The following is a 12,827-nucleotide window of genomic DNA, read 5'->3' on the forward strand; positions in this document are numbered from 1 at the left end:
AATACGGTCAAATGAGATGCTATATTTTATATACGATTAAACTTGTATAGCAATACGCACGTCGGTTAGTACAAATTGAACGGAGGAGAAGATTTCGCGCAACCTATACCGAAATTAATTTTTTCTCTCCTGTTCCCTCTTACCTCTTGCCTATTACCTGTGTGTAGCGCCATACTCTGTGCATCCGCTAACCTCTGTTTAAAATCGTGAGTAAAGACCGATTCGCCCGTGAAGCCCTAGCGCAAATTCCTAAAATTCTAACTCTGTTAGACCGAAATCCCCACAGCCCAACCTATGGCTGTTTTGACCGCAATTTTTGGCATTATAAAATTATTGATTTCCCCAGTGGAATGGCGCAGGAATTCGTCTGGCCGTTAGCGTTGGCTTACGAGACGAATATTCCAGATAACCCCTATTACAAACAACCCATGCTGAAAGAATGGGTAGAAGCGGGTATTCTTTACGCGGCACGTACCGCCCATCCTGATGGGTCTTGTGATGATTATTTTCCTTTTGAACGGGCGGCAGGTGCGGCGGCTTTTTCGTTGCTGGCGGGTCTGGAAAGTTATATCTTATTAGGATTAATGGATTATGAGGCTTTGCAGTTTTTTGAACGGCGGGCAAATTGGCTGGCGAATCACTACGAAAGCGGTCAATTATCGAACCACGAAGCGTTAATTATTCTGTGTTTGGAACGTTTGGGGCAACTGTTACAAACCTCTAAATGGCGGCGGACTATTGCCACCCGTTTAGACCGGTTGTTATCCTGGCAAAGTTCGGAAGGATGGTTTAAAGAATACGAAGGTTGCGACCCCGGCTATCATACTTTAACTATTTCTATTTTAGCACAAGTTGACCGTCTTAAACCGGATAGTCGCCTCAAATATTCTCTGTCTAAAGCGGTTGAATTGGCGGCTCATTTTATTCATCCTGACGGCAGTTATGGCGGCGAATATGCCAGCCGCAATACTTATAATTTCTTTCCTCACGGGTTTGAATTGGTCGGGCTTTGGTTGCCGGATGCGCTGCGAATTAATGACCAATTTTTGCAGGGTTTAGAAAACGGTTTGGCGCCTTGTTATGGAGACGATCATATTATCGGTCATCATACTTGGAATTATTTGTTAGCATGGCGAGATTTTATTCCCGACCGTCCTCAACCGATGCCTCGCGATGTGGCGAGTATTTGGTTACAAGAAGCGCAAATTTTGATTAAGCGGCGGCCGGGAGTAGAATTATATATTGCTTTGAATAAAGGCGGTGTTTTTAAACTTTTTCGCGATCAAAAGTTGGTGGCTTCTGACACGCATTTGTCTTTGCAAGTTCGTCAGGGGAGAAAGTTAAAAAATGCGGTGAGTCATTTAATTGATTCTTATCAGGTGAAAGTGGAACAAGATGAAATTACTATCGCCGGACAACTCGGTTGGGCGAAACAAACCCAAATGTCTCCGATGAAGTTAATTATTTTACGAATTGTTATGCTGACGTTTGGGCGGTTTTTCCCCAATTTAATTCGGAAGTTGTTGCAAAAAATTTTAATTACCGGAAAGGAACCCGCACCTTTTAGTTTTAAACGTCATTTTACTTGGGAAAACAATCAATGGAAAATTACTGATGAATTATCGGCTTCGAGTTGGAAAGGGGTAACTCGTGCGGGAATTGGCAGCGATCAAACTTCGATTTATGTGGTAATGAGTCGAACGTTTCAACAAGGTCAATTGCAGCCCTGGTTGGATTTAACTGCGGATATGAAAAAGTTGTCTTTGGGTCAATCTTTGAAAATTGAACGAACGTTTTAATCGTTTGGTTTATTAATTTATTGTTGTTGTTAACTCTATCCAAATACTAACAAATCAGGATAGTTTTGTAAAAAAAGGAAAGGATTGTTGATGGGTTCGGGGCGGGTTTATATCAGTTATGGCTGAGAAATCAAGATGTATTCTGAACCCGCCCCTACGGATTTTTGATGAACAATTAGGGAAAAATAGAACTAGGGGCGACAGAAGTGCATAAGTGTATGTTACCCAGAAATATGTTATTGTAAATCCGCCCGTTTAACGAATCAATTTAACAAAAATAGGATTATTTATGAGTGGGTTAGAAGGATTTTCGGAATTTAATTTTACCGCAGAAAACGCGACTCGCCCGGTTTATGTTCGCGGAGAGGGACCGGCGGTTGTGATTTTACACGAATTACCGGGGATGATTCCGGAATGTGTCGAATTTGCCAGAAGAATTAGTCACGAAGGCTTTACTGTTTTTATGCCTTTATTGTTTGGGAAACCCAACCAACCTTTATCGATTCCCCAAACTTTGGCTTTTGCGGTTCAAATTTGTATTAGCCGCGAATTTTATTGTTTTGCTAAACACGAATCTAGTCCGATTACCAACTGGTTAAGAGCGCTATGTCGAGAAGCGAAACAGCGGTGTAATGGAAAAGGAGTCGGAGTGATTGGAATGTGTTTAACGGGAGGTTTTGTCTTTTCTTTGATGGCGGATGATGCCGTCTTAGCGCCGGTGGCGAGTCAACCTTCTTTACCCTTTCCGATAACAACAGAACATAAACAAGCTTTGGGAATTTCTCATCAAGAACTTGCTGAAATTCAAGCTAAATTAACGCCCGGGGTGAATTTATTGGCCTTGCGATTTAGTGAAGATGGGACTTGTCCGAGAGAACGTTTTGTTCGCTTGCGCGAGGCGTTTGGTGATAAAGTAGAAACAATAGAAATAGATTCCTCTCCCGGCAACCCTCACCAAATTTCATCAATGGCTCATGCGGTCTTAACGGTTCATTTTGTCGATAGTCCCGAACATCCTACCCGTCAAGCTTTGACGCGAATTTTGGCGTTTCTTAACCAAAAGCTGACGTGAAGCTTATGACGCAGTTGACATCCACAAACCCGGTTGAAAATAAAAGTTTCGCAACTCAGCGCATCCACTGGCTATTGCTGTTGGGGTGGTTTGTTTTGGCTTTGGTCTTGCGGTTGACGCTGTTGGCTTCTAAACCGATTTGGAGCGATGAATTTGCTACATTAGTCTTTAGTTTGAGCCAGAGTTTCCGCAGTTTGCCCTTTGATGTCCCGATGTCGCTGGAAACGTTGCTTTCTCCCCTGCGACTGGACTCAAGTTTATCTATTACTTCGATACCGCAAAATTTACTCCGGGAGAGCAACCATCCCCCCGTGTATTTTATGCTCACCCATGCTTGGGTGTGGCTGTTTGGTGGCGATGGGGATATGGTTTCAATTTGGGCGGCGCGATCGCTGAGTGCTATACTGGGAGCGGCTAGCGTTCCGGCTATGTTTGCACTGGCTTGGGTGGCGTTTCGTTCCCGTCTGGTCGGACAAATAGCTGCGGCTTTGATGGCGGTTTCCCCCTACGGCGTGTATTTGGCACAGGAAGCCCGACATTACACCTTAGCGGTCATTTTGATTATAGCATCATTCGCCTGCTTAATTACAACAATTTCTAAAATTAAACAAAAAAATTCTCTACCCGTTTGGATAGCGTTTTCGTGGGTTCTCATCAATACTCTCGGGATAGCTGTTCATTTCTTTTTTGTTTTGACTCTGGGTGCCGAAGGTCTGGTGATGTTGGTTTTTTGGTTGAGAAATTGCCAATTTAAACCGTTGAAACTTCCCGATTGGAAAGTTTGGAAAAATATTTATATGGCGGCGCTGGGGACGGCAATGGGCGGGTTGGTTTGGTTGCCGATTTTTCTGGATATTTCCAATCCCGATAGCGAGTTAATTCGCTGGACGTTTCACGGCGATCCGGGGAGCGATTTTATTGAACCGATTGGCCGATTAATTGCCTGGATTAGTACCATGATTGTCATGTTGCCGGTCGAAAATCAACCGTTATTTGTTTCGGTGGTTTCGGGTTGCATCATGTTGGGTGTGATTGCAGCAACGGGTAAATTAATCTGCGACAGTTGGCGCTTGCAACCGACAAATTGGGGAGAGTCTCAACGGATTTTAGCGGGATCAATTGTCAGTTCTATTTTTATTGTTCTTGCGATTACCTACGGGTTGAGCATCGACTTAACTTTAGTTGCCCGCTATCATTTTACTTATTTTCCGGCAATTATACTTTTGGTTGCGGCCGGCTTTGCGGCTTGTTGGCAACATCCAGGACAATATCATTGGCGACGAAAAGTTATTTTATCGATTGGATGTTTGGGGTTCATCGGAGCGCTGACGGTGGCGGCTCATCTGGCCTATCAAAAACCCGACCGCTCGGATTTGGCCGCTCGTTATATCGCCGAACGTTTAACGCCCAATATTGGGACGTTAATCGCTACAGTTCATAAAAGTCACGAACAGACCGGAGAAATAATGAGTATTGCTTGGCAGTTGAAACAACAGGGGACTTTAACAAATCTTCCCCAGGTTTTGCTCGCCCAAAAGTTAGGTCATCCGGAGATTCCCATGAACACACTCAGCCAAACGGTAGATCGTTCTAGCCGACCTTTGAATTTATGGTTAATTAATTTTTCCGCCCCCTTTGAACCGGAAATGCACAACTGTAGCCACGATCCGGATTTTAAATCGGAAGTTCCTGGCTACCATTTACGAATGTATCATTGTCGGTAAAGCCAATTAAAATAAAGTTAATGTAAAAAATTGACGGAAATTGAAAAGATATTGTACAATCCTCAACTAAGTTCAACTTGAAGAAAACTAGAACGGGGAGAAATCTCTGATTCCACACTGTTTTTGATTTGATTTTTATTGAGGAGGATAAAGGCTTAGAGTTCTGTTGGCGTGACTGTTTTCATCTACTATTCGGCTGAATTTGGTACGACTTTAGACTGATTTTTTTTGTTTAATGAACAATCTGGGGAGGATTACGAACAAATGTATAGCTCTAATGTAAAAATTGATAGACTGACTATATCTATTGTTATAATAGAGATCAAAAGCAGGTGACGAGAGGTGCATTCAAGTTGAACATTAGCTTAGATAGACAAAACTTTGGTTCAGCCCTGCTAATGTGACCCGGACGGACTGTTCACATTAGAAAAATCTTTTTTGAGATATAACAAAAGTTTTATCTGTCTTTTCCTGTATTTTGATCGGAACAGGCTTGTCTTGTCATGTAATCAGGGTTGAAGAATAAACCAGTCATCAGTGAGACAGAAAAATGCAACCATTAAACAATCGAAAACTCAAGGTTTTACTTATCGCAGAGCAGTGCAATCCTGAATGGCCCTCTGTACCTTTAGTAGTCTACAACTTTTTCAAGGAAATCAATCAAATCGCAGAAGTTACCTTAGTAACCCACGACAGAAATCAACCTGCTTTGGAAAAGAAAGGGTATGAAAATATTGCTTATATTTCCGAAAGTGCTGCGATCAAACACTACTATAAAACCGTTCCCAGTTTAGCCATGAAAGGGCGGGTGAACTGGCCTTTATATCACTTACTCAGCTATCCGGTTTATGCTGAGTTCGATCACTCGGTTTATCAGGCTTTTAAAGATCAAGTTATCCGAGGCGAATATGATGTAGTTCACGCCATTAGCCCGATCATGCCGCGATATCCTTATAAGATTATCAAAGCTTGTCAAAAAAGAAATATTCCCTTTTTATTGGGTCCGGTCAATGGAGGTATTCCCTTCCCTCCAGGCTTCCGAGAAACAGCCAAACAAGAAAACGCCAGTCTGAATTTTTTAAGAGCATTAGGTCGATATCTAATTCCCGGTTATGTAGAGACGTACAAAAAAAGCACGCGCATTTTATCGGGTTCCAGCTACACATTAAACCTACTGCAAAAACTCTTTGCTTTACCGGACGATCGCATTTCTCTTTTATTTGAAAATGGCATTGATCGAGATGCTTTAATGGAAGTGAAACGATCTTACACCCCTGATCGTCCGATTAACCTCCTATTTGTCGGACGCCTGGTTCCTTATAAATGTGCGGATGTGGTGATCGAAGCCATCGGTAAATTACAGTCTTCCGTACAAAATAGAGTCAATTTAACCATAGTCGGAGATGGTTCAGAAAAAGCCTCTTTAGAACAAATGGTTCAGAAGTTGAACTTGGGGGATCGGGTGAACTTTACAGGTTGGGTTCCCCAGGAGGAAACGGTTAATTATTACCGAAAAGCAGATGTTTTTTGCTTCCCATCCATTCGAGAATTTGGGGGTGCGGTTGTCATAGAAGCAATGGCTTGCGGACTTCCCTCCATTGTAGTTGATTACGGTGGAATTGGCGAATATGTCACCAACAAAGCGGGATTCAAAATAGAACCTCGTTCCCGTGAATATCTGGTTGAACAGATGACAGAAAAGATCAAAATTTTGGTTGAAAATCCACAGTTGCGATCCCAAATGTCCGTTCACGCGATCGCCAGAGCTAAAGAATTTATTTGGAGTAACAAGGCTTTAAAGATTCACGAAATTTATCAGTCGATGTTAGTCAGTTCCGAGTCGGTTTCTGAAGCCAATGAATCCAGTAAATTAACCTCAAAAGTGTTTCATACCGCTTGAAAAACAACGGAGTGAGATTTACTGAACTTCGAGAATACAGTTGGCATTCACGACGATAAAAGTATCTGTTCGATACGCCGAACAAAGATCGACTAACGTCGCAATCACAGCAGGGGGAGTGTCCGGTTTCAGCGTCGGTTTAACTTCCTCTGCTTTGAATTCCCACTGTCTAAACCAATTGTTATCGGTCAAATAGTAGGGTAGAAAAGCATTACCATCCAGCAAAATTAAATCAACATTATAGGTTTGAATAAAATTCTGTAAAACTTGTAAATTTTGAGTATATTGAGCGTCAATTAAATCCATTGCTCTTTGACGAATTTCACGGTGATAACCCACTTGATAGGGAATAGAATACTCCCAAGCGACTAAAACAGAACGTTGAGCAAAGGAGGGAATATTATCCGCTTCTGGAGAAAGTGAAGCAATGACTGTATCTTTCGGTTGTTGCGAGAGAAACTTATAGAGACTCGCTTCTTTTGGTTGTTTATAGCTAGGAGAGGTAAATGTTTCCAGAAAACTCGGATAAAAAATCACCGCAATGGCTATTAGAGTTGTGACCCCTAAAGCGAGTATATTATGAAATATTTTAGCATTTTTAGGTCGAGAAATTGAAGATTTTTCTCCCCACCTCAGTACACCATCTATAATAACAGTTAGGGTAATTCCGGTAGAAACTGCAATTAAAATATAAAAACTGTGGTTGGTATACCGACTGGGTAAAAAGAGATAAAACAGCAGAAGATGAGCGAGGAAAAACAAACTTAAAGATACAAATAAAAGTTGCAGAAAAAAAACAGAGTTTTTCATCTGCTTAAGGAAGGGAAACCGACGCGAAAATTTAACTAAAATCGGTAAAAATAACCCGAAACACAGCGTCACAGGTGAAAGTAATTCTCGGGGTATCATACCGCTACGGAGTCCTAAAAACCAATATTGAATGGGGTCATCGGTGAAAAAGCTTCCCCGTCCTTTTTCTTGAAACTCAGCTAACGTTTTGGCTTCAGCAACGTTAATAATTGGCCCGTATTCCGAGGAACTGATTAAATAGGAAATCAGCATTAAGCCAGCAATGATTAAGCCAATTATACAGAATTTTAACTGTGTTTTGTCGAAAATAAAACCAATTTTTCTATCTTTGATTTGAAACAAATTTAAAAATAAAATTCCGGCGGAAAAGAGAACGGTTGGGGGATAAAATAACCCTTCTAGAATTAGAAATATTACGCAGGGAATGAAGGATCTTTTTAGAAAATAGTAGAGAAAACCCAAAAATAAAGGATAAGAAAAAGAAGAAGCGATCGCCGCCACAAAAATATCTTTCATCCAAATACTTTGATTAAACAAAGTTGAGGCGACAAATGCAGCCATTGGTATAGGAAACAGTTCCAAACAGATTCCAAAAACATACCCGGTCATTATTATTCCTAAAACCAATGGCAAACATTTATTAATCACCATCGGATCGAAACCAAAGCTAATAAAAAAGCGATAAATTGCAATCAGTCCGAACGGTTCAACCGAAGCAAAAAAATCCGCAATCAAATCATTGGGAAATAATTCCGGGTCTAAAAAACGACGCATCCAAAAAATATGCTTTCGAGCATCATCTTGAACCACATACTCCCCATCAAAAGCCTGTTGTAAAACTAGAATACTATAAATAACGCTAAAACTCAGACTCAGAGACAGCCAAAAAACCGTTCGCCAACGGGATGATCGCTGTTGAGGAGTAATTAGAAATTGACGCAAGTCTTGCAGAAACATAGCACCTAGATTTAAAATAACTTCATTCCTGAGATTTGGATAATTTTTGGGAAATCCCGAAGATTACCACTCAACCCAATTCATCCGATTTTTGGAATGAAAAACATCAATTTTAGCCAAAATTATGACTGAAATCAAGTCAGATAGTCTACCGCTTTACCAGAAGAACCCTTTGACTCGGTTCTCCAGTCGAGCTACAGAATATGCTCAGTACAGACCCACTTATCCCCCAGAAGTGATCGCTCAGATTCTCGAAGGATGGAGTAATATTAGCACAATTGTGGCGGCAGATCTTGGCGCCGGAACCGGAATTTCTTCCCGTTTATTGGCGGATAGGGGTGTTCGTGTTTTGGCGGTTGAACCGAACGAAGCGATGAGACAGGAGGCGACTCCCCATCCCCGAATTGAGTGGCGAAACGGGACAGCAGAAGCGACTAAATTAGCGAATCAATCGGTTGATTTGGTGACAGCTTTTCAAGCGTTTCATTGGTTTAATCCCTCACCCACACTTGAAGAATTTTGTCGGATTTTAAAACCCGATGGACGAGTTGCAATTGTCTGGAATCATCGAAATCGAAAAGATGAATTTACCCAAGAATTTAGTCAGGTTTTAAAGCAAGCTTCCAAATCTAGAAGTTGGGAATATGAAAAGCGACATACCCTAACAACCCTTCAAGAAAGTTGTCGGTTTCAAAATATTCGTCACTTTGTCAGTTTTCACCAACAACCTTTGGATTTAACGGGATTAATTGGACGAACGCAAAGTTCATCTTATATCCCCACCGAAGGAACTGAAGCCGAAGAAGTTATCGCTCAATTAGAGAAATTATACCAAAAATGGAAAGATGAGCAACAATTAGTTTATATTGGATATCGCACGGATGTTTATCTCGCTGAAGTCAAACAGCAATGATCTTACAGCAATGATCTTAACAACTTTGAAAATACCGATTTTGCACCTACAAAATTTGTTAATTTGTTCGTCGGGAAAAACCCAGGGTCAATCTACAAAATTTTGGTTGAGTTTAAGCTTGACTTTTGCGACTATTTATAGTTTATTAGCCATCCAAGAAGCATTTAGCCATCCCTATGTGATTCAAGATGATGCGAGACAACATATATTTTGGATGCAAAGATTTTTAGATTCTGAATTATTCCCCAATGATTTAATTGCGGACTATTTTCAATCCGTCGCACCCGCAGGTTATCAGAGTTTATATTGGATATTTTCTCGGTTCGGAATTAACCCGATTGTTTTGAGCAAAATTATTCCTTGGGGATTGGATATCCTGACCACATTCTACTGTTTTTGGGTAACGTTAGAATTTTTACCGATTCCGTTAGCGGGGTTTATTTCATCGGTTTTACTCAATCAACAACTGTGGCTAAATGATGGCTTGGTTTCCGCGACTCCGCGAGCGTTTGTCTATGCGTTATTTTTAGGTTTTGTCTATTATTTGCTGAAAAAATCTATTTTAAAAACGGCGATTTTTATCGCTTTATTGGGGTTATTTTATCCCCAAGCGGTGTTAATGAGTTCGGGTGTTTTAATTTTAAAACTGTTTGACTGGAATAAACGTTCGCTTGGTTTAACTCGGGATATCAAAACCCGTTGGGTTAGTTTTGTTGGACTGGGAGTGACTGCTATTGTTATCTTATATTATGGGATGAGTTCGAGCGAATTTTCCCCGGTTATTACCGTCGCAGAAGCTAAAACCATGTCCGAGTTTGGAGGTGCGGGAAATAGTGCTTTTTTTCAAGATAATCTCTGGGATTATTGGATAACGGGTCAGCGGAGCGGTTTGCTTCCCAAGTATTTATTTAGACCCACTTTAATCATAACAGGTTTATTACTCCCGTTTCTGTTTTTGTTCAAAAATAAACTTCCCCTACTGGAAAAAATTACGCCAAAACTCAAAATATTACCGATTATTTTAATATCTTCTCTAACTTGGTTTATCGCCGCTCATTTGATGTTGTTTAAACTTCATCTTCCCAGTCGTTACACCAGTTATACTTTCCGAATGTGTTTGGCGTTATCCGCAGGAATAACCCTCTGTATCTTCCTAGATAAAGTCTTAACCTCTGCGAGTTTATCTCCCCGTTATCAATGGAAACAGATAACCGCTTTGAGTTTAACACTATTTCTCGGACTGGGAATTATTTTAGGGTCTTGTTTCTGGGGAAAGTTTCCAAAAACCAGCTATGTTGTTGGGAAAGAACCGGAAATTTACCGTTTCTTTTCTAAACAACCCAAAGAGAGTTTAATTGCTTCAATTTCCGACGTCGCCAACAATATCCCTAGTTTTTCTCAACGTTCGGTTTGGGTGGCTTGGGAATATGCAATTCCCTATCATTTGGGATATTATCATCAAATTGAACGGCGAGCAACCGCACTGATTAAAGCTCAGTATAGTTCCGATCTCAGTTTACTCCAAAATTTGATTCAAACGCACGGATTTGATTTTATAATTTTAGATCGAGGTGCTTTTACTCCCGAATATATGCTCGAAAATCGCTGGTTGAGACAGTGGTATCATTCTTTAAGCAAAGATATTTTAGCAGATTTTGACCGGGGAAAAACCCCCGCTATTCTGCAAGCGCTTTCCCAATGTTCGAGTTTAGAAACCGAAAAAGTTATCATTTTAAACGCTAACTGTTTGGTGAAATTGTAACGCTGAAAACCCCGTGAGGAGATGTTCAACTGTGTTTTATTTTGATTTATTTTTTTTAAGATCTAAACTATTAAAATCTAAACTTTTAAAGTCTCGGCTATCTGTCGGCTTGGAAATCTTGATTTTTGGTCTAATTCTCGGCGTTTCCTACGTTCAAGAACCGCTTTATACCTCAAACCAAAATACTAAGTTTTTACAAGGACTCGCAAAAGCCGGCTTGGGATATCTGGATCGAGACTGGTTAGCAAATACCTTAGATCCGTTACCCGTGTTTACGGAGTTAGTCTGGTTTACCTCGGCTTTTTTACATCCGTATTTTTTCTACTTGTATTATATCATTTTATTCGGGGTTTATGTCTACAGTTTGCTCGGAATTGCCGAAACGGTTTTTAAATTTAACACCCCGGTCAAAAAAATCGTTTATTTAGTGTTTATTGTCACGCTTCACTGTCTACAAATTAGAATTTTTGACTTTAAAACCCACGTTTACCTACACTATGGAGTCGCCGAACAATACATTTTAGGAGACTACTTTCAAACGAGCAATTTTGGGGTTTTGATTCTGTTATCCATTCATTTATTTTTGCGAGAAAAAATTGTTTTATCAGTATTCGCTTTGGCGGGAGCGGCGACGGTTCATCCGGCTTATCTTCCCAGTGCGGCTTTACTCACCTTATCCTATCTGATTATTTTATACACAAAAAAACGCCGTTTTCAACCTATTTTTTTAGTCGGTGGCTTGTCGTTTCTATTGGCATTACCCGTAACGCTGTATATGTTTTTTGTTTTTCAACCAACGACTCCCGAAATTGCCGAACTTGCCAAAAGTTTAATTGTCAATAGAATTCCCCATCACTCCTTTCCAACCGCTTGGTTTAATAGCATTGCCTTCGTGCAAATTTTAGTAATTATTTTGGCAATATATTTAGTTAGAAAAACCCGATTATTTGTCATCTTAGGCGTTCCCTTTGCCTTCGCAACCGTCGCCACAGTCTTACAACTTTTAATCAAAAACAATACCTTGGGATTTATTACCCCCTGGCGAGTTTCTGCCTTTTTAGTTCCCCTGTCAAGCTGTCTAATTTGGGCGGCAATTCTGGGGAATATTTTTGATAAAAATTATCCGGTTTTACAGAAACACCAAAAATCAATTCTATTCGTCAGTTTAATCATTCTTTCAATCTACGTTTTTGTGGGAGCAGAAGACCAAATCCGAGAACTAGAAAACCGTCCAGACTATGCAAATGTAATGGATTTTGTCAAGACCAATCGCCAACCCGAAGATTTATATTTAGTGCCTCACACTTCCGGGAACTTTATCGAATTTCGACTGTATACAGGCGTGCCAATTTTAGCAAATTATAAATCCCACCCCTACAAAGATATTGAAGTGATCGAGTGGCATAATCGGCTAATGATGGCACAAAGATTTTATTCTCCCGATTTTCGAGAAACCCGATGTCAAGCCTTAGAAGAAGCCGTAAAAGCCTATCCGATCACTCATGTAATTACCGAACTCGGAGATATCAACCCCTGTCCTGGTTGGACTCAAATTTACGACGATCAACGCTACAAAGTTTATAAACCTTTACCGATCGCTCCGGGAAATTAAAAGAATTGTAAAGTAAACATTCAATGGAAATTCTCAACCGGATCTAGAAAGACAGTTGCCAACAGACAATGGCAACACCCCTGATATTAATCGCACCAAGATTTGGTACAATTTGTAACAGGACACCGGCCGGGAAGGTTCCGAATCAATTTGTCAATCTAAGAATATAGCTAAAACAATAGTTAGAATAAACTTGGGAGGTCTGTTGGAGTGTGTTGGTATCAGCCTGTGAATTGCTAAAAATCCGGAAGACTGAAGGCAACAACCCGTTCTCACCC

The 12,827-nt window shown here is 40.6% G+C and carries 8 protein-coding genes; 7 read left to right on the forward strand and 1 reads right to left on the reverse strand.

Annotation, left to right across the window (positions count from 1 at the left end):
- Positions 1-206 precede the first annotated feature (206 nt).
- From ACL6C3_RS27885 to ACL6C3_RS27900, 4 genes are all read left to right on the forward strand, one after another.
- Positions 207-1,799, forward strand: a complete 1,593-nt coding sequence (locus ACL6C3_RS27885) for a hypothetical protein (protein WP_413163051.1) — start codon at positions 207-209, stop codon at positions 1,797-1,799.
- Positions 1,800-2,088: 289 nt separating this feature from the next.
- Positions 2,089-2,871: a dienelactone hydrolase family protein gene (locus tag ACL6C3_RS27890; protein WP_413163052.1), complete on the forward strand. Its 783-nt coding sequence runs from the start codon at positions 2,089-2,091 to the stop codon at positions 2,869-2,871.
- 5 nt (positions 2,872-2,876) lie between these two features.
- Entirely contained in the window at positions 2,877-4,595 is a 1,719-nt protein-coding gene (locus ACL6C3_RS27895; protein ID WP_413163054.1) for a hypothetical protein, read from the forward strand.
- A 550-nt stretch (positions 4,596-5,145) separates the two neighbouring features.
- Positions 5,146-6,495 (forward strand): glycosyltransferase family 4 protein, encoded by a 1,350-nt coding sequence (locus tag ACL6C3_RS27900; RefSeq protein ID WP_413163056.1) that lies wholly within the window; start codon positions 5,146-5,148, stop codon positions 6,493-6,495.
- An 18-nt stretch (positions 6,496-6,513) separates the two neighbouring features.
- On the opposite strand, the gene ACL6C3_RS27905 is transcribed toward ACL6C3_RS27900, so the two are convergent.
- Positions 6,514-8,262 (reverse strand): hypothetical protein, encoded by a 1,749-nt coding sequence (locus ACL6C3_RS27905; protein WP_413163058.1) that lies wholly within the window; start codon positions 8,260-8,262, stop codon positions 6,514-6,516.
- Between the two features lie 124 nt (positions 8,263-8,386).
- On the opposite strand from ACL6C3_RS27905, the gene ACL6C3_RS27910 reads away from it, so the two are divergent.
- The 3 genes from ACL6C3_RS27910 (at position 8,387) to ACL6C3_RS27920 (ending at position 12,549) form a co-directional block, all read left to right on the forward strand.
- Complete coding sequence (locus ACL6C3_RS27910) at positions 8,387-9,175, forward strand: class I SAM-dependent methyltransferase (RefSeq protein WP_413163060.1); 789 nt, start codon at positions 8,387-8,389, stop codon at positions 9,173-9,175.
- Between the two features lie 10 nt (positions 9,176-9,185).
- Positions 9,186-10,937 (forward strand): hypothetical protein, encoded by a 1,752-nt coding sequence (locus ACL6C3_RS27915; protein ID WP_413163061.1) that lies wholly within the window; start codon positions 9,186-9,188, stop codon positions 10,935-10,937.
- Positions 10,938-11,055: 118 nt separating this feature from the next.
- Positions 11,056-12,549 carry a DUF6798 domain-containing protein gene (locus ACL6C3_RS27920; protein ID WP_413163063.1) on the forward strand — a complete coding sequence of 498 codons (1,494 nt, stop codon included), beginning with the start codon at positions 11,056-11,058 and terminating at the stop codon, positions 12,547-12,549.
- Positions 12,550-12,827 lie beyond the last annotated feature (278 nt).

This window comes from Capilliphycus salinus ALCB114379 (genome assembly GCF_047276495.1).
GTDB classification, from domain to species: Bacteria; Cyanobacteriota; Cyanobacteriia; order Cyanobacteriales; family Microcoleaceae; genus Capilliphycus; species Capilliphycus salinus.

What these genes read in the sequence shown, in the direction of transcription:
- ACL6C3_RS27905 (WP_413163058.1), bottom strand. Translation starts at nt 8,262, where the DNA reads ATGTTTCTGCAAGACTTGCGTCAATTTCTAATTACTCCTCAACAGCGA.
- ACL6C3_RS27915 (WP_413163061.1), top strand. Translation starts at nt 9,186, where the DNA reads ATGATCTTAACAACTTTGAAAATACCGATTTTGCACCTACAAAATTTG.
- ACL6C3_RS27910 (WP_413163060.1), top strand. Translation starts at nt 8,387, where the DNA reads ATGACTGAAATCAAGTCAGATAGTCTACCGCTTTACCAGAAGAACCCT.
- ACL6C3_RS27900 (WP_413163056.1), top strand. Translation starts at nt 5,146, where the DNA reads ATGCAACCATTAAACAATCGAAAACTCAAGGTTTTACTTATCGCAGAG.
- ACL6C3_RS27895 (WP_413163054.1), top strand. Translation starts at nt 2,877, where the DNA reads ATGACGCAGTTGACATCCACAAACCCGGTTGAAAATAAAAGTTTCGCA.
- ACL6C3_RS27890 (WP_413163052.1), top strand. Translation starts at nt 2,089, where the DNA reads ATGAGTGGGTTAGAAGGATTTTCGGAATTTAATTTTACCGCAGAAAAC.